This is a genomic window from Planktotalea sp. (assembly GCF_050633725.1).
Taxonomy (GTDB): domain Bacteria; phylum Pseudomonadota; class Alphaproteobacteria; order Rhodobacterales; family Rhodobacteraceae; genus Planktotalea.
The window spans coordinates 91,811-110,540 of the sequence record NZ_JBOEHB010000002.1; the positions used below are offsets into that span (position 1 = coordinate 91,811).

At 51.2% G+C, this 18,730-nt stretch carries 21 protein-coding genes; 7 read left to right on the top strand and 14 right to left on the bottom strand.

Going from position 1 to position 18,730, the window contains the following annotated elements:
• Nucleotides 1–9: 9 nt before the first annotated feature.
• The 6 genes from ACRBCU_RS02630 to hemJ all read right to left on the bottom strand — a co-directional run bounded on the left by ACRBCU_RS02630 (nucleotide 10) and on the right by hemJ (nucleotide 6,467).
• Nucleotides 10–819 (bottom strand): ParA family protein, encoded by an 810-nt coding sequence (locus ACRBCU_RS02630; RefSeq protein WP_431363810.1) that lies wholly within the window; start codon nucleotides 817–819, stop codon nucleotides 10–12.
• Entirely contained in the window at nucleotides 812–1,426 is a 615-nt protein-coding gene (gene rsmG, locus ACRBCU_RS02635; protein WP_431363811.1) for a 16S rRNA (guanine(527)-N(7))-methyltransferase RsmG, read from the bottom strand. The genes ACRBCU_RS02630 and rsmG overlap by 8 nt, the downstream gene beginning before the upstream one ends.
• Complete coding sequence (gene mnmG / locus ACRBCU_RS02640; RefSeq protein ID WP_431363812.1) at nucleotides 1,427–3,286, bottom strand: tRNA uridine-5-carboxymethylaminomethyl(34) synthesis enzyme MnmG; 1,860 nt, start codon at nucleotides 3,284–3,286, stop codon at nucleotides 1,427–1,429.
• A gap of 12 nt (nucleotides 3,287–3,298) precedes the next feature.
• Nucleotides 3,299–4,591, bottom strand: a complete 1,293-nt coding sequence (gene mnmE / locus ACRBCU_RS02645) for a tRNA uridine-5-carboxymethylaminomethyl(34) synthesis GTPase MnmE (protein ID WP_431363813.1) — start codon at nucleotides 4,589–4,591, stop codon at nucleotides 3,299–3,301.
• A gap of 21 nt (nucleotides 4,592–4,612) precedes the next feature.
• Nucleotides 4,613–5,884 (bottom strand): transcription termination factor Rho, encoded by a 1,272-nt coding sequence (gene rho, locus ACRBCU_RS02650; protein WP_431363814.1) that lies wholly within the window; start codon nucleotides 5,882–5,884, stop codon nucleotides 4,613–4,615.
• Between the two features lie 133 nt (nucleotides 5,885–6,017).
• The gene (gene hemJ / locus ACRBCU_RS02655; protein ID WP_431363815.1) at nucleotides 6,018–6,467 is read right to left on the bottom strand and encodes a protoporphyrinogen oxidase HemJ; all 450 of its coding nucleotides are present in this window, start codon (nucleotides 6,465–6,467) and stop codon (nucleotides 6,018–6,020) included.
• A 384-nt stretch (nucleotides 6,468–6,851) separates the two neighbouring features.
• On the opposite strand from hemJ, the gene ACRBCU_RS02660 reads away from it, so the two are divergent.
• The 4 genes from ACRBCU_RS02660 to dnaQ are packed head-to-tail and all read left to right on the top strand — an operon-like array spanning nucleotide 6,852 to nucleotide 9,553.
• Nucleotides 6,852–7,451 carry a Maf family protein gene (locus ACRBCU_RS02660; RefSeq protein WP_431363816.1) on the top strand — a complete coding sequence of 200 codons (600 nt, stop codon included), beginning with the start codon at nucleotides 6,852–6,854 and terminating at the stop codon, nucleotides 7,449–7,451.
• On the top strand, nucleotides 7,448–8,281 hold the full coding sequence (locus ACRBCU_RS02665; protein WP_431363817.1) for a shikimate dehydrogenase: 834 nt from the start codon (nucleotides 7,448–7,450) through the stop codon (nucleotides 8,279–8,281). Before ACRBCU_RS02660 ends, ACRBCU_RS02665 begins: the two co-directional genes overlap by 4 nt.
• On the top strand, nucleotides 8,278–8,871 hold the full coding sequence (gene coaE / locus ACRBCU_RS02670) for a dephospho-CoA kinase (protein ID WP_431363818.1): 594 nt from the start codon (nucleotides 8,278–8,280) through the stop codon (nucleotides 8,869–8,871). Before ACRBCU_RS02665 ends, coaE begins: the two co-directional genes overlap by 4 nt.
• On the top strand, nucleotides 8,864–9,553 hold the full coding sequence (dnaQ, locus tag ACRBCU_RS02675) for a DNA polymerase III subunit epsilon (RefSeq protein WP_431363819.1): 690 nt from the start codon (nucleotides 8,864–8,866) through the stop codon (nucleotides 9,551–9,553). Before coaE ends, dnaQ begins: the two co-directional genes overlap by 8 nt.
• Here dnaQ and secB read toward each other — a convergent pair.
• Together secB and ACRBCU_RS02685 are read right to left on the bottom strand one after the other, a co-directional pair.
• Nucleotides 9,546–10,040, bottom strand: a complete 495-nt coding sequence (gene secB / locus ACRBCU_RS02680) for a protein-export chaperone SecB (RefSeq protein ID WP_431363820.1) — start codon at nucleotides 10,038–10,040, stop codon at nucleotides 9,546–9,548. The two genes, dnaQ and secB, sit on opposite strands and share 8 nt — an antisense overlap.
• A 60-nt stretch (nucleotides 10,041–10,100) precedes the next feature.
• Complete coding sequence (locus ACRBCU_RS02685) at nucleotides 10,101–10,574, bottom strand: FxsA family protein (protein WP_431363821.1); 474 nt, start codon at nucleotides 10,572–10,574, stop codon at nucleotides 10,101–10,103.
• 106 nt (nucleotides 10,575–10,680) lie between these two features.
• On the opposite strand from ACRBCU_RS02685, the gene ACRBCU_RS02690 reads away from it, so the two are divergent.
• The 3 genes from ACRBCU_RS02690 to ACRBCU_RS02700 are packed head-to-tail and all read left to right on the top strand — an operon-like array spanning nucleotide 10,681 to nucleotide 12,951.
• Entirely contained in the window at nucleotides 10,681–11,328 is a 648-nt protein-coding gene (locus tag ACRBCU_RS02690; protein WP_431363822.1) for a Tim44/TimA family putative adaptor protein, read from the top strand.
• Nucleotides 11,329–11,369: 41 nt separating this feature from the next.
• Nucleotides 11,370–12,362, top strand: a complete 993-nt coding sequence (gene mltA / locus ACRBCU_RS02695) for a murein transglycosylase A (RefSeq protein WP_431363823.1) — start codon at nucleotides 11,370–11,372, stop codon at nucleotides 12,360–12,362.
• 1 nt (nucleotide 12,363) lies between these two features.
• The gene (locus ACRBCU_RS02700; RefSeq protein WP_431363824.1) at nucleotides 12,364–12,951 is read left to right on the top strand and encodes a Smr/MutS family protein; all 588 of its coding nucleotides are present in this window, start codon (nucleotides 12,364–12,366) and stop codon (nucleotides 12,949–12,951) included.
• Here ACRBCU_RS02700 and ACRBCU_RS02705 read toward each other — a convergent pair.
• The 6 genes from ACRBCU_RS02705 to trxA form a co-directional block, all read right to left on the bottom strand.
• Nucleotides 12,934–14,154 carry an MFS transporter gene (locus tag ACRBCU_RS02705; protein ID WP_431363825.1) on the bottom strand — a complete coding sequence of 407 codons (1,221 nt, stop codon included), beginning with the start codon at nucleotides 14,152–14,154 and terminating at the stop codon, nucleotides 12,934–12,936. The two genes, ACRBCU_RS02700 and ACRBCU_RS02705, sit on opposite strands and share 18 nt — an antisense overlap.
• Nucleotides 14,151–15,254, bottom strand: coding sequence for an alpha/beta hydrolase (locus ACRBCU_RS02710; protein WP_431363826.1), 1,104 nt, complete (start codon nucleotides 15,252–15,254; stop codon nucleotides 14,151–14,153). The genes ACRBCU_RS02705 and ACRBCU_RS02710 overlap by 4 nt, the downstream gene beginning before the upstream one ends.
• A gap of 64 nt (nucleotides 15,255–15,318) precedes the next feature.
• On the bottom strand, nucleotides 15,319–16,626 hold the full coding sequence (gene hslU / locus ACRBCU_RS02715; RefSeq protein ID WP_431363827.1) for an ATP-dependent protease ATPase subunit HslU: 1,308 nt from the start codon (nucleotides 16,624–16,626) through the stop codon (nucleotides 15,319–15,321).
• Nucleotides 16,623–17,693, bottom strand: a complete 1,071-nt coding sequence (locus ACRBCU_RS02720; protein ID WP_431363828.1) for a hypothetical protein — start codon at nucleotides 17,691–17,693, stop codon at nucleotides 16,623–16,625. Before ACRBCU_RS02720 ends, hslU begins: the two co-directional genes overlap by 4 nt.
• The gene (gene hslV, locus ACRBCU_RS02725; RefSeq protein WP_431363829.1) at nucleotides 17,690–18,247 is read right to left on the bottom strand and encodes an ATP-dependent protease subunit HslV; all 558 of its coding nucleotides are present in this window, start codon (nucleotides 18,245–18,247) and stop codon (nucleotides 17,690–17,692) included. The genes ACRBCU_RS02720 and hslV overlap by 4 nt, the downstream gene beginning before the upstream one ends.
• A 123-nt stretch (nucleotides 18,248–18,370) precedes the next feature.
• On the bottom strand, nucleotides 18,371–18,691 hold the full coding sequence (gene trxA / locus ACRBCU_RS02730) for a thioredoxin (RefSeq protein ID WP_431363830.1): 321 nt from the start codon (nucleotides 18,689–18,691) through the stop codon (nucleotides 18,371–18,373).
• Nucleotides 18,692–18,730: the final 39 nt, after the last annotated feature.

Below are 18,730 nucleotides of genomic sequence, written 5' to 3' on the forward strand. Positions count from 1 at the left end.
CTTATCCCCTTAAACCGCTGTTTTCTGATTTTTCTCGATCACTTCTCGCGCCAGCGATCTGTATGCCTGCGCCCCCTTGGAGGTTGGATCGTACTCCAACACAGACTGGGCAAATGATGGCGCTTCGCTGACACGCACATTTCGAGGAATCTTGGTGTCAAAAACAATATCGCCAAGATTGTCTCGCGCATCGGTCTCAACTTGCTGTGACAGGTTATTACGCGCATCGAACATCGTCAGAACCACGCCTTCAATTCGAAGATCGGGATTGGCCGTTTGACGTACTTCACGAATGGTTAGCATTAACTGAGACAAGCCTTCTAGCGCGAAAAATTCGCTTTGTAGCGGCACCAAAACGGAATGAGCTGCGACCATCGCGTTCACAGTCAAAAGGTTAAGCGAGGGTGGGCAATCAATCAGAATATAGTCGAACTGATAGCCATCCATCAAAGGTTGGCGCAGGGCGTCGTGTAGCAAAAAGCTGCGCTTTTCATTCGCCATAAGTTCGATATCAGCTGAACTTAGATCGACCGTTGCTGGAACGATGAATAGGTTGTCTGTGGAGGTTTTCTGAATGACATCATCAAGAGCAACGTCATCCAAAATCAGCTCGTATGTGGTTAACTCGCGCGCAGTTGCGTCGATGCCAAGTCCAGTAGAAGCGTTACCTTGAGGATCAAGATCAATGATCAAAACGCGGCGACCTTCTGCTACCATTGCCGCCGCGAGGTTGATCGTCGTTGTCGTCTTTCCTACGCCACCCTTCTGATTCACCACCGCAACAATTTTGGTACCATTCGAACGGGTAGGATCAGACATGTTCAATCTCTTCTATCTTTAGTATCACGGCTTGGTCTTGAGTTTGACTTTTAGTTATTTCGCAAGAAAAGCGCCATGATTCATGGGCCTTATCCACTTCTTTTTCCCAAGTATGTCCCTTTGGAAACAGGCAAGTGCCTTTTGCTTCTAAATGCAGCTTTGCAAAGCCTAGCAATGCATCAAGATCAGCAAGCGCTCTGGCTGAGAGAACATCGGCATTCAACGGAGGGACGTTTTCTATCCTTTCCGCAACGATGTTGGCCTCACATCCTGTTTCACGTGAAACAGTACGCAAGAACGCGCTCTTGCGTTTATCGCTCTCAACCAGAGTTACCTTCATACTTGGCGCAAACTCCATAGCGAGAATAGCAATCACCAAACCAGGGAAACCGCCACCACTACCCAAATCGACCCAGCGTTTCGCACTGTTGTTTCTCAATTCGAAAATTTGCGCAGAATCTACAATGTGCCGTTCCCAAAGATCATCAATCGTGCCTTTTGAAACAAGGTTGATCTTGGGATTCCACTTTTTCAACAGATCTGAATAAGTTTGCAGTCGTTCATATGTTTCACGTGAAACATCGAGATCACCAAGTCGATAACCCATCTAAGCACTCTTTCTCTGTCGAAGCTTCGCCATAATGAGAGTTAAAGCAGCAGGTGTCATTCCATCAACACGTCCCGCTTGCGCTAGATTATGAGGTCTAACGTTCGTCAACTTGTGTTTCAATTCGTTGGATAAGCTTTCAATTTCGGCATAATCGAACTCTTTTGGAATAGTCTGCGCTTCATCGCGACGAAGCGCATCAACATCCTTCTGTTGACGATCGATATAGTTGGAATAAAGCGCGTCTCGTTCAACCTGATCCCTGATCGGTTTTTCAGTCGCCTCAAGATCGGGAAACAACGGTAGGATATCCTCAAATTTGACATCAGGAAAGGCGAGCACTTGGATACCATTACGACGATTTCCATCCTGCTTCACGCTAATGCCTCCGGAAATGACCTCCTTGGGAGTGAGAGACTTCGACTTCAGCTGCGTAACAACGCTTTGAATCTTGTTCTGTTTATCACGGAACAGGTCTTCACGATCGGAAGCAACGCAACCAATCTCAATCCCCAGAGGCGTTAACCGTTGATCAGCGTTATCTGCCCGCAGGGACAAACGGAATTCGGCCCGCGAGGTAAACATACGATAAGGTTCAGCAACACCACGTGTCGTGAGATCATCAACCATCACGCCAATATAGCTATTGGTTCTGCTGAAAATCACAGGTTCACGTTCCTGAACAGCAAGAGCAGCGTTCAAACCAGCAACGAGACCTTGCGCCGCTGCTTCCTCGTAGCCCGTTGTTCCATTGATCTGCCCAGCTAGATAAAGCCCCGGCACGGTCTTGACCATCAAGCATGAATCAAGCGCACGAGGATCAACATAATCATATTCAATCGCATATCCGGGTTGAAGGATTTTGGCCTCTTCCAATCCCCGAATAGAGCGCACGTAATCAAACTGAACGTCTTCAGGCAAGCTTGTCGAGATACCATTAGGATAAACTGTGTGATCGTCTACACCTTCTGGCTCCAAGAATATCTGATGTGAGGTTTTGTCAGCAAATCTAACGACTTTGTCCTCAATCGAAGGGCAATAGCGCGGGCCAATACCATCAATATGGCCACCGTACATCGCACTTCTCTTTAGGTTATCTACGATTAGGCGGTGCGTTTCTTCGTTTGTGTGTGTGATCCCACAGTTCACCTGCTTTGCACTTATGCCTTTCGACATAAATGAAAATAGAACTGGATCGTCATCACCGGGCTGGCTATCGAGGATACTCCAGTTGATAGTGCGTCCATCAAGTCGCGGTGGCGTCCCTGTTTTCAGCCGACCAAGAGCAAGGTTGAAGTCGTCCATACGCTCTGCAAGCTTGATAGACGGTTTATCACCCATGCGACCGCCTGGCTTTGCAACATCACCAATATGAATGACGCCACGCAGGAATGTCCCTGTTGTAAGGATGGTCGCACCTGAATTCAGAACTCTACCGTCCGCCAGAACAACCCCGCGAACAACGGTACCGTCCATCACAAAGTCAACAGCTTCGCCCTCAATGATATCGAGATTGGCTTGTGCTTTGATCTCGTGCAGCATTTCCGCGCGGTAGATTGCTCTGTCAGACTGAGCTCGCGGTCCTTGCACGGCGGGGCCTTTGCGACGATTGAGAAGGCGAAATTGTATGCCTGCCTTATCCGCTACCCGCCCCATGACGCCATCCAGCGCATCGATTTCTCGAACGAGATGACCCTTCCCCAGCCCTCCGATGGCAGGATTACAAGACATGACACCAATACCATCTTCGGTTAGGGTAACCAATGCGGTCTTGGATCCCATACGTGCTGCGGCATGTGCTGCATCGCATCCCGCATGACCACCGCCAATAACGACAACATCGTAATTCGATTGTTTCACGTGAAACACTCCTTACTTGCCCAGACAGAAACTCGAAAAAATTTCGTCCAAAACATTCTCGACATCCACATGCCCGATTAAACTATCCAAGGCACGTATAGCAGATCGTAAATCCTCTGCGACGATATCGTAAAGATCTGGGCCATTCTCTAGCCCCGCCTTTGCCGCATCAAGAAACTGTGTCGCGTTTTCAAGCGCTACACGATGACGTTCCCGCGTCGCGATTCCCGCATTCGCAGAGCGCTCTTTCAAAACTGAAGAAATCTCATCGACGAGTAAATCTACGCCCTGCCCCGTTATACCTGAAACGCTTAAGACCTCAGTAACCGTCTTGGTGTCAGCTTTTCCAATGACCTGTAAATCTTGTTCTTCCGCCTCAAAAGGCAACGCTTCCTCAGTTGAGGACTTCAGAAACACTCGAAGATCTGCATCTTTCGCGCGTGACAGAGCGCGATCAATCCCAATTCTTTCGACATGATCGCTCGTTTCCCGAAGCCCAGCGGTATCAAGTAAAGTAACTGCCAAACCATTTAGGTCTAGCTTTACCTCAATCACATCCCGCGTGGTGCCTGCATATTCAGATGTAATAGCAGCTTCGCGGCCAGCAATAGAATTGAGAAGTGTCGATTTACCAACATTCGGTGCCCCAATGATCGCGACTTCAAAACCTGACCGAATGCGCTCTGCCACTCGCACACCTGCGGCTTCTTTTTCAATTGCGGTTTGACTGCGAACCAAAAGTTCACGAACTTCGGGTGTGACATCAACCGGGACATCTTCGTCAGCGAAATCAATAGTCGCTTCGAGGAGTGACGCAGCACGAATAAGATCGATCCGCCAAATTCCTGCGACTCGGCCCAAGTCCCCAGCTAGTATTCGAACCGCTTGCTTACGTTGAGCTTCCGTTTCTGAGTCGATGAGATCAGCAAGCCCTTCGACCTGCGCGAGATCGAGTTTTCCATTCTCCAGAGCACGACGCGTAAACTCACCTGCCTCTGCCAATCTCAGGTCAGGCAGTTGGCTAAGCATTTCCATGACACGCGCTACAATGGCGGTACTGCCATGTAAATGCAGCTCGACAACGGATTCGCCAGTAAAACTTTTGCGATCTTCGAAGGGAAGAACAAGAGCTTGGTCAACCAAAGCTCCTTGCGTATCCCTTATATTGCGAAGCCCCGCTTTGTGCGACGCTGGCAAATCACCACAAAGCGCCTCACCCGCATTCCACGCCATTGGACCAGAAATGCGAATGACAGAAACGCCGGCTTTGCCATGGGCTGTGGCTAATGCGTAAATTGTATCCATGACACCCGCCCCACAAAAGGCTTAGGTATTCATTGAATCAAAGAACTCGGCATTGTTCTTGGTTTGCTTGAGTTTCCCAAGCAGGAATTCCACCGCATCGGTTGTGCCCATCGGGTTAAGAATACGGCGCAGAACAAAGGTTTTCTGAAGATCGACCTTGTCGATAAGCAGGTCTTCCTTACGCGTACCTGACTTGAGAATATCTATCGCTGGGAAGACACGTTTATCAGCAATCTTACGATCAAGAACGATTTCTGAGTTACCCGTACCTTTGAATTCTTCAAAGATAACTTCGTCCATACGCGAACCTGTGTCGATTAACGCAGTTGAAATAATTGTAAGCGATCCGCCCTCTTCAATGTTACGCGCAGCACCGAAGAAGCGCTTTGGACGTTGAAGGGCGTTTGCATCAACACCACCTGTTAGAACCTTACCAGAAGACGGCACCACAGTGTTGAAGGCTCTACCAAGTCTTGTGATCGAGTCGAGAAGGATCACAACATCTCGCTTATGTTCCACGAGACGTTTGGCTTTTTCGATAACCATTTCAGATACAGCTACGTGGCGCGTTGCTGGTTCGTCAAAGGTAGAGGAAACAACCTCACCCTTCACAGAGCGCTGCATGTCGGTCACTTCTTCAGGACGCTCGTCAATCAGAAGAACGATCAAATAGCACTCCGGGTGGTTCGCTTCGATGCTTGCGGCAATATTCTGCAACAGAACCGTTTTACCAGTGCGCGGTGGGGCAACGATCAAAGAACGCTGACCTTTACCAATCGGAGCAACCAAATCAATGATACGCGCAGAGCGATCTTTGATTGTTGGATCTTCAATCTCCATCTTGAAACGTTCGTCAGGATAGAGCGGTGTCAGGTTATCAAAGGCAATCTTGTGCTTGGTCTTCTCTGGTGCCTCAAAGTTAATCTGCATTACGCTAACCAAGGCAAAGTAACGTTGGTTTTCATCAGGCGCTGTAATGACACCATCAACCGTATCACCAGTACGCAAAGAATATTTCCGGATCATTTCAGGCGAAACATAGATGTCATCTGGGCCTGGAAGATAATTCGCCTCTGGTGAGCGCAGGAAACCGAATCCGTCTTGAAGAACTTCAAGAACGCCATCACCCATGATCTCCCAACCTTCATCTGCGCGTTCACGCAGGATTTGGAACATCATTTCGCCTTTGCGCATCGTCGATGCGTTTTCGATTTCAAGCTCTTCAGCCATCGAAACCAGATTTTTGGGGCTTTGCGCCTTAAGTTCGGACAGCGTTAGCGAATTCTGAGACATGGATATATCCTTACGCAGCACAAAGGGTCAGGGCTGCATTCATAAGTCTAAAAATGGGAGTGCGCGTTGGTTCCCGGACGGGCGCGCGTTAAAGGCCAAATACAGCGCTTACTCTTACGTGTCAATTCGGCGCTTAGAACTTCACCACGACCGAGATTACGATGAGGGCCATCAAAACCGTCGGAACCTCATTCATGAGGCGATACTGGCGGCCTGAGAACCTATTTGATCCATTAACAAAGTCTTTACGACGCCGTCCAAGCCAATGATGAAACCAAGTCATGCCGCTCACTGCGAGTGCTTTGGTCCAAGGCCAGATTTCTGACCAATCAACGATTCCTGGTGTGAAGACCAAGCAAAGTCCAAAAATCCAAGTTGCCATCATGGCTGGATTCATGATGACCTTGAACAGCTTCAGTTCCATATCTTGAAAGGTTTGATCAAGAAGACCTGTCGGATCGTCCCGTTCTGCATGGTTCACAAGCAATCTAGGGAAGTAGAACAACCCTGCCATCCAAGATATCACTGACATGATATGCAAGGACTTGATCCATGGGAAAGCGAGAGCAAGGAAGTCGGACATATCTATCCTTAGTAATAATAAAGAAAAGATTAAAGGTTGATGATTATGTAGGGTGAACAAAACCTGTGGATTACTCGGTTTTCCACAGAAAAACTAACAAAAACAAACAATCTTATGAATACATACACACAAGTGGATAAGTTATTTTTTTATTTATAAATCAAACGGATAGAGGAAATTTTGGTGTGCAAAAAAACGCGCAAAGAGTGTGTAGTTTTGCCGTCTCACCCTCGGAACAGGTGTCAGAGTTATTCTATTCCACAGAGGACAAAACAGCGTGAAACATCATGAAACAGACGCACGTTCCGAAACTTGCCAACAGACGCGGAGTTGCCCAGTAATGTTCCTTAACAAATCCTTATCTTAGTCCACGGAATTATCCACATGCCTGCTCCCCTTATCCTTGCTTCAGGATCCGAGACGCGTCGTCTCATGCTTGAAAATGCCGGTCTTTTGATCGAAGTTGTCAAACCCCGTGTTGATGAAGATATGATGCGTGATGCGATGGTGGCAGACGCTGCGACGCCGCGCGATATCGCAGATGCGCTTGCCGAAATGAAAGCGCAGCGCGTTGCGTCTAAACACCCAGAGCGCTTGGTTCTGGGTTGCGATCAAGTGCTTGATCTCAAGGGGACGCTTTTTTCCAAGGCACGCACAAAAGACGAGGCTCGATCTCAACTTCAAGAGCTACGTGGGAAGCGGCACTCTCTTTTGTCCGCAGCGGTGCTTTATGAAGAGGGCAAACCGATCTGGCGCCATGTTGGCCAAGCTCGGTTGACGATGCGTGTATTCTCTGACGAATTCCTTGATAGCTATTTGGAGCGCAATTGGGACGATGTGCGTCACTGCGTTGGTTGCTATAAGCTGGAAGCAGAAGGCGTGCGTCTGTTTGCGCAGGTTGAAGGCAATCATTTTACCGTCCTTGGCCTTCCGTTGATTGAGTTGGTGAACTATCTCACCCTCAAAGGAGAGCTACAGCAATGAGCGATACGAAAATTCCACTGGCCGGTGTTCTTGGTCACCCGATTGCCCATTCTAAATCGCCGCAGCTTCACGGGCATTGGCTCCGAATATACGCAATTCGGGGACACTATATTCCCATCGATATCGCCCCTGAGAACCTAGAAAGCGTCGTTCGAATGTTGCCGACGATGGGCTTTGTTGGTGTGAACGTAACCCTGCCCCATAAAGAAGCCGTACTGGAACTGGCCGATCTTGTGACAGATCGGGCAAAGCTGATCGGTGCTGCGAATACGCTGATTTTTCGTAAAGACGGAAAAATTCATGCGGATAACACGGATGGTTATGGCTTTATTCAAAACCTTGTCCAATCTGCCCCCAAATGGAACCCAAAAGCTGGTCCCGCGCTGGTTCTAGGTGCTGGTGGTGCCTCGCGTGCGGTGTTGGCGTCGCTTGTTGATATTGGCGTGCCTGAAATTCGACTGACCAACCGCTCTCCAGAGCGCGCAGAACAGCTGGCGAAAGAATTTGGCGAAACGATCAAAGTTGTCGACTGGGTACAAGCAGGTAACGCGATGGAGGGCGCAACAACGATTGTGAACACCACGTCCCTCGGCATGGTTGGCAAGCCCGAGATGCGTATTCCGCTTGATGCGCTTGGCCCAGACATGGTGGTGAGCGATCTGGTTTATACACCGATGCAGACAAAGCTCTTGCGCGCTGCGACAGAAGCAGGCGCGACGGCTGTTGATGGGTTAGGCATGTTGCTTCATCAGGCTGTTCCAGGATTTGAGCGTTGGTTCAAAACACGTCCAGAAGTGGATGATGAGCTTCGCGCGGCAGTCTTGCGATGACGTTTAAGCTAGGTCTCACTGGGTCCATTGGAATGGGTAAATCCACTACGGCAAAGATGTTTGCGCAGGCGGGTTGTGATGTGTGGGACGCGGATGCGGCCGTGCATCGTTTGTACTCAAAAGGCGGCGCGGCGGTTGCGCCAATGAGTGTAGCCTTCCCTTCCGCGATTGCCGAAGGCGCTGTCTCTCGTGACGCTTTGCGCGAGGTTATCGGCGCTGACCCAAGCGCATTGAAGATCATCGAAACCATCGTTCATCCACTTGTTGGTGAAGATAGAGCGCGCTTCATAGCAGAGTCTAATAAGGACATTTTGGTCTTTGACATACCGCTTTTGTTCGAAACAGGCGGCGATCAACGTATGGATGCAGTCGCTTGCGTATTTACTGACGCAGATACCCAGCGCACTCGTGTTTTGGAGCGTGGTACAATGAGCGAAATGCAGTTCGAACAGATCCTTGCCAAGCAAATGCCCATTGAAGAAAAGCGTGCGAGGTCGAACTATGAAATCGAAACAGACACGCTAGAACATGCACAAGCGCAGGTCTTGGCGGTGATAGAAGATATCAAAGGGATGATGCGCGATGCGTGAGTTGGTTCTAGATACGGAAACGACAGGCTTTGATCCGCAACAAGGTGATAGGATCGTTGAGATCGGCGCGGTTGAATTGATCAACCAGATGCCGACTGGAAAAACCTACCACCAATATATCAACCCCGAACGCGCAATGCCGCAAGAGGCGTTCGAGGTGCATGGATTGGGTGATGATTTCCTACGTGACAAACCCGTTTTCAAAGACATCGCGCAGGAGTTTTTGGACTTCGTCAAAGACGACAAATTGGTTATCCATAACGCCGCCTTTGATATGAAGTTTCTCAACGCGGAACTTGGTTGGCTCAACCTGCCGCAATTGCCGTGGGAGCAAGCGCTCGACACTTTGGCGATTGCGCGCAAACGCTTTCCCGGATCGCCCGCATCGTTGGATGCGCTTTGCCGCCGCTTCAACATTGATAACTCAAACCGTACCCTGCACGGCGCGTTGCTCGATTCCGAGATTTTGGCGGAAGTTTATCTTGAATTGCTTGGTGGTCGTCAGCCCGGTCTTGTGCTTGCAAGCTCAGGTGGGAACACGGCGGGTAATGCAGAAGATGAATGGCGCGCGTCCAAGCGCCCTACCCCACTGCCTTCGCGCATCACAGAGGAAGAAGCCAAAGCGCACGCCGCTTTTGTTGAAAAGCTTGGTGAAGGTGCGCTTTGGAATAAGCTTAGTTAGGCTGGGCTTGCGCCGCTGCTTCTGCCTGACGGCGCTCGATCTCTGAACGATAAAGCGCAACAAAGTCGATGTTCTCGAGGTTCAGTGGTGGGAAACCACCATCGCGCGTGACGTCAGAAACGATACGGCGCACGAATGGGAACGTCATGCGTGGGCATTCGATCAAAAGGAACGGGTGAAGCTGATCCTCTGGAACACCTTCGATGTGGAACACACCAGCGTACTCAAGCTCAAGCAGGAACAATTGCTGACCTGTGTCTTTCACCTTTGAGTTAATCTCAATCTTGGTGATCACGTCATACTGGTTGTCGGCCGCACGCTTTTTCGCGTCCAGATTCACCTGAACCTGCACGTCTGGGTTCACTTCGCCCTGAATGCCTTTTTGCGCAAGGATGTTTTCAAATGACATATCGCGAATGAATTGCGCGAGGATGTTCATCTTGATTTGCGGTGCTTCGGGCGCTGCCGCTGTTTCGTTCTCAGCCATGGGAAATCTCCAGTTAAAATGCTCAGTTGGCGCTGTGCTTAACAGTTAGATGCGCAGGTCTCAATGCTTGGTCCAACCAGACGGCGGGGCATTTGGATCGCGGGACACCTCTTCGAAGTCTCCTTCGATAATGTCAGCGCGCTGAGGGTGTTGTCTGGGTTGGCCGCCGCCCATTTCAAAGGTTTGCACTTTGACGCGCGCCTTAAGGTAGCGAAACACTGCAGATCTAACTGCGGGAATGAGCAAGGCAAAGCCGACAGCGTCAGTAAAGAAGCCCGGTGTCAGCAAAAGCGCGCCAGAAACAAGGATCATTGCCCCGTGAGCGAGGGGTTCGGACGGATCAGAAAGGGTTCCAAAGGACTGACGAAGGTTGTTCATCGCCAAAGCGCCCTGCGTTCGAACAAGAAAAGTGCCGATTACCGCGGTTAACACGACGATTCCCAAGGTGGACCAAAGACCAATTGCCCCACCGACTTGGATAAAAAGTGCAATTTCTATCAAAGGTACAGACAAAAAGGCTAAAAATAACCACATCTTTCAAGTTCTCCTATCACTTGGCGGTGTAGTGGACTTGACCGCCGTCCTTGCGTACATAAGTGCGCAATACACGTGTTGCTATGCCATTAAGGACGACCCATACATGAATTCGCCTATTATTCAGCTTTTGGTGCTTGCTGGCATCGCAGTTTTTCTCATCTTACGTTTGAAAAACGTTCTTGGCACGCGGGAAGGTTTTGAAAAACCCCCAGCGCAAGTGCAATCAACGCGTAAACGCCCCGACTTTGAAGTGATCGAAGGTGGCCCTGATCCCGACATCGCTGATCATACCGAAGGTATGCCTGAAGCGGCTGAAGCCTTGGCAAAAATGAAAGCAGCAGAACCTTCCTTTGGTGTTTCCGATTTCCTTGGCGGTGCGCGCGGCGCTTATGAAATGATCCTCATGGGGTTCGAGCGTGGTGATATGGCAGATATCAAGCCATTCCTTGATGACGACGTCTATGCCAGCTTTGCCGAGGTGGTTGAATCTCGCGAAAAGCAGGGCCTCACCGTAGAAGCGCAATTCGTCGGCATTCGCGAAATGGCTCTTACGAACGCGACGTTCGAAGATGGTATTGGCGAAGTCACGGTGCGTTTTATCGGTGAAATGACGTCAGTCGTGCGCGACAAAGCCGGTGAAATCGTTGAAGGCGACGAGACCAAGGTTAAGCGCCAGAAAGATATTTGGACCTTCGCGCGCCGCATGGGTTCCGACGATCCTAACTGGCAACTTGTTGCCACTGGCGAATGATCAGTGCCCTCAGGGCATTTTTATTTGCAGGGGGCGTCTTAATGAGCGCCCCCGCACAGGCGGAAACCGTCTATAGCATCCTAGATTTCAAAGACCTTGACGGTTGGGCTGAAGACGACCACGGCGCTGCACTTGAAGTGTTTCGCAACACCTGCCGGGACATGAAATCCTTGGATTGGCAGGCCCTATGCGCTGCTGCCGAAGACCAAAAAAACCCGCGCGCTTTCTTTGAGTTGTTCTTTCGTCCACTTTTAATAGAAGACGGCAAGGACGCACTGTTCACTGGCTACTTCGAGCCAGAGCTAGACGGGTCACGCACCAAGACAGCGCGTTATAAATACCCTGTTTATGGGATGCCCGAAGACGCCAAGACTGCATCGCAATGGCATACACGGCGCGAAATTCTAGAAGATGGCGTGATGGATGGCCTCAATCTTGAGATTTGCTACGTCGATGATCCTGTTGAGCTGTTCTTTTTGCAAATTCAGGGGTCAGGCCGCGTTCGTTTGCCCAATGGTAGCTATTTGCGCCTAGGATACCGAGGTTCCAATCGGCACAACTATCGCTCTATTGGTCAGGAAATGGTGCGCCGCGGCATCTATAAACCGCATCAGGTTTCCGCTGAGGTGATCAAGAACTGGGTTCGCCGCAATCCTGAAGATGGTAAGAATTTGCTCTATCACAATCCGTCTTATGTCTTTTTCCGCGAAGTGAGCGAAGTGCCTGCCGATAAAGGCCCGCTTGGCGCGATGAATCGTTCGATCACAACGATGCGGTCAATTGCGGTTGATCCAAAATTTACCAAACTCGGATCGCCTGTTTGGCTTGAAAAAGACGGGAAAAACCCAATTCGCCGTTTGATGATCGCGCAGGATACCGGGTCGGCCATCAAGGGTGCGCAACGCGCTGATGTTTTCTTTGGCACGGGTGATCAAGCAGGCAAAGACGCGGGTCGCTTGCGTGATCCGGGACGTATGGTTGTTCTGATGCCAATTCAACGCGCCTATGCCTACTTGCCAGAGAACGTTCAGTAACATGTCGCGACGTCGTTTGAAGCCGGAAGAGCTAGATCTATGGAATCAAGTTGCGCGCACCACAGAGCGTCTTGCACCGCCAAAACGTGCACCGATAGAAGATCTGCCGATACTCAACAAACCAAAGAAACCTGAGCCAAAGTCGATCGCGCCGTTCACGCTTGGCGCTGTTCCGACCGCTAGTCGCGAGATGCGCGACGTGTTGCCAGCTTTGAGCGAACGTTTGCGCAGCGCGCCGTTGAAGATGGATGCGAAGTCTTTCAAAGGAATGCAGCGCGGCAAACTCAAACCCGAAGGGCGCATTGATCTTCATGGCATGACAGTCGCGCAGGCGCACCCTGCGTTGATCTCATTTATTATGTCAGCGCAAAGTTCGGGAAAGCGTTTGGTGTTGGTGATTACGGGCAAGGGTGGCAAGCGAGATGATCCGGGTGAGATCGCACCACAACGCATGGGCGCGTTAAAGCGGCAGGTTCCGCACTGGTTGACTATGGCACCCGTAGCTAGCGCTGTATTGCAAGTCAGTGAGGCGCATATTCGCCATGGCGGTACTGGCGCTTACTATGTCTATCTAAAGCGACTGCGTTAGCTTTGCGCGCGAAGTTGCGATGCCAAGCCACATCATTCCGGTTGTGAGAACGAAGTAGCACGCGATCCAAAGATACTGCGTTTCAATCCCTACACCAAAATCGATCAGGGCTCCCGTTAGGCCCGGCCCAATCGCAGAGCCGAATACCATGATTGCCGCAGCCATTGCTTTGATAGCGCCAAGATGCGCCGTTCCGTAAAATTCTGCCCAAAAGGCGGCAATCAGGGTCGCTTGCGCACCTGTTGTCAGCGCAAGAAAGAAAAAGCCGACGCCTAACCCGAAGATGTGTGTTGAGAAGATTATAAAGCTGCAAACCATTGGGAGTTGGTGAAGCGGAAGCAATCGCGCAGTACCGAAGTGGTCAAGCAAGGCGCCAGATATCAACATGGCACCGACAGTAATTAGCGTAAAGAATGGGAAGTAGCTGACCATCTGCATAGTCGAAATCTCAACTACGCTGGCATAATGAACCTGATGAAAAAAGAATGCAGTGCTAAAGGCAGGCGGGCCCAATAGGGCAGGGACCATCAGCCAGAACAACGGGTGCCGTAGAACGCTTTTGCGATCCCAATGGCGTCCACACATGCCGAGGCTCTCGCTCTTTTTGGCCATAGAGGCAGGTGTGCGTTCTTGCGACAAGAGTTGGAGCAAAACCGGTATGCCAAGAAATGCGACGCCTGCGCATAAAAGCCAGATAGTTTGCCATTTGAGATAGGCCATGAGCGCGACAACAACGATTGGCAGGAATGCCTGGCCAATCGAAAATCCTAGCGCTGAAATTGATAAAGCACGTCCGCGTGAGGCAACGAACCATCGTGCCATCGCGACAGCTGCGATATGACTCATCATCCCTTGTCCTGCAAATCGCAGAGCGAAAATCACTATGGGCAGGAACCATAGCCATGGATTTATTGCCATGGCTATGCAGGCGATCGCCAACGCGGCCAGCGAAAGTGCACCCAACGTGCGCACGCGAAAGATGTCAGCCTGACGGCCAGCCCAGATCATCACAAGGGCAGATGCCGTTGTGCCGATCGTATACATAGCACCCCAAGCGCCATGGCTTAGATCAAATGCGATTTGGATATCGGCGGCAAAAAGCGCGATGAAAAATGTCTGTCCAAAGCTGGACAAAAACGTCAACAACACCCCCGCAGCAAGCCAGCGCGCGTTATTGAATAGGAACTCTGGAAGGGGTTTCAAAACGAGCCTTCTCGCAGTGGCGACCATACGACACGCGTTGCCTTGCGCACATTCAATGCAGCCCCCGGAAGAAGGCCGGGGCGGCCAGCGGCGTCGTTTTCAAAGGCAGTCTCGATATCGAGGCCTTTTTTCAAGATCGAAATCAATGTGGGTGAGGTGCCTGGAACAAAATGCTTATCAAGACCACGACCGCTGAATTGCGTGACGTCAATGACAGTCACCGGCAGATCGGCAAGTTCCTCAGCATTGTCTATATTGCCGAGCCTCTCGCTCACTGCGTTTACCCGCGCGGATAGCTTGAGAACCGGGTCCTTTTGCGAAACGAAAATCGCAAACGGCTGTGGCAGGGCCTTGAAGCGCGCGGCCTGTTGCTTGAATACGTCGAGCGAAATGTCAGGAGCAATCAAGGCTACGCCACCAAGTGCGTTTTTTGTCCAACCCGGCTTTTCAATCTCGATCTGACGCAGTGTTTCCATCGTCAAAAGCGCACCCATTGAATGTGCAACTACGAGAATTGGGGCCTTTGTGTCTTGGTGAATTGTCTCAAGAGATTTTTGGAAACTGTCCCGCGCAAAGAGCATGGAATCGCGATCATGAGAGTAGCCCAGCGGATTAGCTGCGGTTGGCCAAGAGTAGTTAACCATCACGCCCGGAACATTGAGGTCATTAAGTAGCTGCGCGCTTCGGAAGACGCCGTCAGTATAGGAAGAATTGTATCCGTGCACAAAAACAACGACCTCTTGCGCGGACTTCGGTTGCTTTGCGAGCTCTCTTCGAAGTTCGCGGGTAAAGCCGCCTTCGCTACCCAGCGGTTTTTGTTTTTCGATGACAAAGACCGCGTTGGGATCGGGGTCGCGATAAGATAGTTCGATATCGCCGGATTTATGCCCAGCAGGGATTGCGACAGTATTGTTGAAGTAGCGCGTTTGCGCCGCCCTTGCGGAGGTGAAATTCCCTGCTTCGTTGATGTCCCTATTGGTGATTGTGAGAACGGTCGCCTTGGTAGCGGTTTCAGGCACATCGCTGACATAAGGCGCATCTGTGCGATCCGTGCAGGCGCTTAGGATAAGCACAGAGACAAAGGCAAGCGCGCGGCGCATAGGTTGGTCCAGTTCCAAAAGTTAGGCCAACCTAACGCGCATTCCTGACAATGAAAATGCTGGCTTACAGCACGTAACGCGAAACATCGGTCGAGCGCGCCAGTTCTCCCAAGTGTGTCTCTACAAAGTCGGAATTAACAACCACCTCTTCGCCCTGACGATCAGGCGCGCTGAAAGAAAGCTCTTCGAAAACGCGCTCAAGCACCGTGTAAAGACGTCGCGCACCTATGTTTTCGATGCTTTGGTTAACTTCTGCTGCGATCTTGGCGAGGGCTGAAATGCCGTCGTCGGTGAAAGTGACGATCACCTCTTCCGTATGCATAAGCGCTGTATACTGCCGTGTGAGCGCGTTGTCGGTTTCCGTCAAAATCCGCACGAAATCTTCTTCAGTTAGCGCGCGTAGCTCAACACGGATAGGCAAACGCCCTTGGAGTTCTGGAAGTAGATCAGAGGGCTTGGCAATGTGAAACGCACCTGAGGCGATGAACAAGATATGATCGGTTTTCACAGGCCCATGCTTGGTGCTCACAACTGTGCCCTCGATCAAAGGGAGCAAATCGCGCTGAACGCCTTCACGGGACACATCGCCGCCGCGCGCGTCAGCGCGGGTGCAGACCTTGTCGATCTCATCAAGGAAGACAATGCCGTTCTGCTCAACCGCTTCAAGGGCTGCGCGGGTTACGCTTTCATCGTCCAGAAGCTTGTCCGCCTCATCACCGATCAAAACGTCATAGCTTTCAGCGACGGTCATCTTTTTGCGCGTCGTGCGCCCGCCCATTGCTTTGCCGAACATATCACCAAGGTTCATCATACCCATGTTCTGACCAGGCTGACCCGGGATTTCAAACATCGACATAGGGTTTGAGGTATCGGCAAGTTCCAGTTCGATCACAGTGTTATCCAGATCGCCCGAACGTAGTTTCTTGCGGAACATTTCGCGGGTTGCCTCGCGCGCATCTGTACCTGCAATAGCTTCGATCACACGCTCTTCCGCAGCGGCTTCCGCCTTGGCTTTTACGTCTTCTCGCATGTATTCGCGAGTTTCCCCAATGGCGGCATCGACGAGGTCACGAATGATTTGCTCAACGTCTCGGCCTACATAGCCAACTTCGGTAAACTTCGTCGCTTCAACCTTGATAAACGGCGCGCGCGCGAGCTTGGCAAGGCGACGGGAAATTTCGGTTTTACCAACGCCAGTTGGCCCAATCATCAGTATATTCTTGGGATAGACTTCGTCCCGCAGATCATCCGCCAATTGCTTGCGACGCCAGCGGTTGCGCAAGGCAACAGCAACAGCGCGTTTGGCGTCGTTCTGGCCAATGATAAAGCGGTCCAGCTCGGACACGATTTCGCGTGGGGTTAGGTCGGTCATAGTGATGTCTCCGTCAGGCCCCATGGGGGTAGTTTGTCTTTACCGGGAAAGCTTGGCAGCGATGACATGATCAGCGCGCGCAGCTTTTCCCATTGGGCACCTAGAAATACGAGGCCGATGCCGAGAATTAGAATAACGATTGCAGCATTGCCGCTTAGAACGGTGATGGCGATGGCAACGATGTAGCCGATGCCAGCAACGAGAAAGCTGCGTCGATCAATGATAATCGCGAAAATCGCCATAAGCGCGAGAAAGGCCAGCAATACGATTTGCGAACCCGTGCTACCCGTTTCAAGCAGGGTTACTCCGATGGTGTTCACAATCGCGGGTGCGGCGATCACATGCAGCCAAAAGCCAGCAGAGGCACGGCGCGTGACGCGATGCGGATCGGACGTATCGAACCTAAGCGCTATGGCAAGGCAGATCAGCCCCAGAACGATTGTGATGATCGCAAACGGGCCTTCGTTGGTTAGCTTGAAGATGTCATCAATGGATGGTGTTTCTGCACCGCTTTGAACAAGCATCGCACCGACACTGACAAAAACGCCAAGAGCAATGAAGAACACAGTGATCGGGATGCGGAAAACCACATAGAATGCGGCCAGCACAGCGGTGGCAAAACCAGTCGTTATCGCCACAAAAAGCGCGTTTTCAAAATCGTACCAATCCGTAAGACCAGCGCCAACTTGCAATCCGCTCAACCCCATCATGATAACCAACATGATAGAGGGGGCGACCATACGCCGTTTCAGAGTAAAATACCGCGTGAGATAGTAGGTCACGATGATCGAGATGGTGCCGTACATGACAAGGCTGACACCGACAGCATTGCCGCCGAAAAGATTGATGCCTGTGAAACCCATCCAGCCTGAATAAAGAATGATCAGACCAATAACGATGAAGACTTCGTTGAACCCGCGAAAAAGCTCAAACGGTTCGTCCAGCCCATCCATGTTCTCGCGCGTTCCACGACGTTGATCTGCGAGCGCCATAAGCGACGCAGCTTGCGGTTCAGTCAGAATGTTGCCTGCAACAGCGGCGCGAATATCGTCTTTATCAAGGCTCATGCTTTGATGGTCTCCACTGTGAGTTTACCGTTTGTGTAGACGCAAATGTCAGACGCAATCGCCATCGCTTTGCGGGCAATTTCTTCTGCTGATCCATCGCTATCCATTAGCCCCCTTGCAGCAGCGAGCGCGAAGTTCCCGCCAGAGCCGATTGCAGCTACATCATGCTCTGGTTCCAGAACATCGCCAGCGCCCGTAATGACAAACAAATCCTTACCATCGGTGACGATCAGCATCGCTTCGAGCTTTTGCAGGTATTTGTCGGTGCGCCAATCTTTGGCCAGTTCGACAGACGCGCGCGCAAGTTGGCCGGGGGTGGCTTCCAGCTTGGCCTCAAGGCGCTCTAGCAGTGTGAAGGCATCAGCTGTGGATCCAGCGAAACCAGCGACAACATCATAGCCACCCGGCGAAAGGCGGCGCACTTTCTTGGCGGTGCCTTTGATAACTGTGGGTCCGAGAGAAACTTGCCCGTCGCCAGCAATAACCACTTCGCCGCCTTTGCGAACGCCAATAATCGTAGTGCCGTGCCAACCGGGGAATTCGTTACTGCTCATATGCTCTCTCCACATTTGTTAGCGTCTATATGGAGCGCAGCGGCGAGCGGTGCAAGAAACGGGCGCAAAAAAGCAAAAGGGCGCGCCATTGGCACGCCCCTTCGTGAAACTTATTAACGTCGCTTAGATTGCGTCGTTGATCCAGCTTTGCAGCGCGGCTTTTGGCGCTGCGCCTGCGCGGTTGGAAACAACCTCGCCGTCTTTGAAGATGAACAGCGCAGGGATGCCGCGCACGCCCATTGCAGCCGCAGAGTTCGGGTTGCTGTCTACATCAACTTTAACAACCTTAACCTTGTCGCCGTATTCGTCGGACAATTCTTCAAGCGCTGGGCCGATTTGTTTGCATGGGCCACACCATTCCGCCCAGAAGTCTACAACGACTGGAACAGAGGAATTCTTGACTTCAGCGTCAAATGTGGCGTCGGTAACGGCAACAGTAGCCATGGGGCGTCTCCTAGGGAATATCGCAGAAAATCTTGCTGT

Coding starts and splice junctions, on each gene's coding strand:
- ACRBCU_RS02630 (WP_431363810.1), bottom strand. CDS start 819: ATGTCTGATCCTACCCGTTCGAATGGTACCAAAATTGTTGCGGTGGTG.
- rsmG (WP_431363811.1), bottom strand. CDS start 1,426: ATGGGTTATCGACTTGGTGATCTCGATGTTTCACGTGAAACATATGAA.
- mnmE (WP_431363813.1), bottom strand. CDS start 4,591: ATGGATACAATTTACGCATTAGCCACAGCCCATGGCAAAGCCGGCGTT.
- rho (WP_431363814.1), bottom strand. CDS start 5,884: ATGTCTCAGAATTCGCTAACGCTGTCCGAACTTAAGGCGCAAAGCCCC.
- hemJ (WP_431363815.1), bottom strand. CDS start 6,467: ATGTCCGACTTCCTTGCTCTCGCTTTCCCATGGATCAAGTCCTTGCAT.
- ACRBCU_RS02660 (WP_431363816.1), top strand. CDS start 6,852: ATGCCTGCTCCCCTTATCCTTGCTTCAGGATCCGAGACGCGTCGTCTC.
- ACRBCU_RS02665 (WP_431363817.1), top strand. CDS start 7,448: ATGAGCGATACGAAAATTCCACTGGCCGGTGTTCTTGGTCACCCGATT.
- coaE (WP_431363818.1), top strand. CDS start 8,278: ATGACGTTTAAGCTAGGTCTCACTGGGTCCATTGGAATGGGTAAATCC.
- dnaQ (WP_431363819.1), top strand. CDS start 8,864: ATGCGTGAGTTGGTTCTAGATACGGAAACGACAGGCTTTGATCCGCAA.
- secB (WP_431363820.1), bottom strand. CDS start 10,040: ATGGCTGAGAACGAAACAGCGGCAGCGCCCGAAGCACCGCAAATCAAG.
- ACRBCU_RS02685 (WP_431363821.1), bottom strand. CDS start 10,574: ATGTGGTTATTTTTAGCCTTTTTGTCTGTACCTTTGATAGAAATTGCA.
- ACRBCU_RS02690 (WP_431363822.1), top strand. CDS start 10,681: ATGAATTCGCCTATTATTCAGCTTTTGGTGCTTGCTGGCATCGCAGTT.
- mltA (WP_431363823.1), top strand. CDS start 11,370: ATGAGCGCCCCCGCACAGGCGGAAACCGTCTATAGCATCCTAGATTTC.
- ACRBCU_RS02700 (WP_431363824.1), top strand. CDS start 12,364: ATGTCGCGACGTCGTTTGAAGCCGGAAGAGCTAGATCTATGGAATCAA.
- ACRBCU_RS02710 (WP_431363826.1), bottom strand. CDS start 15,254: ATGCGCCGCGCGCTTGCCTTTGTCTCTGTGCTTATCCTAAGCGCCTGC.
- hslU (WP_431363827.1), bottom strand. CDS start 16,626: ATGACCGACCTAACCCCACGCGAAATCGTGTCCGAGCTGGACCGCTTT.
- ACRBCU_RS02720 (WP_431363828.1), bottom strand. CDS start 17,693: ATGAGCCTTGATAAAGACGATATTCGCGCCGCTGTTGCAGGCAACATT.
- hslV (WP_431363829.1), bottom strand. CDS start 18,247: ATGAGCAGTAACGAATTCCCCGGTTGGCACGGCACTACGATTATTGGC.
- trxA (WP_431363830.1), bottom strand. CDS start 18,691: ATGGCTACTGTTGCCGTTACCGACGCCACATTTGACGCTGAAGTCAAG.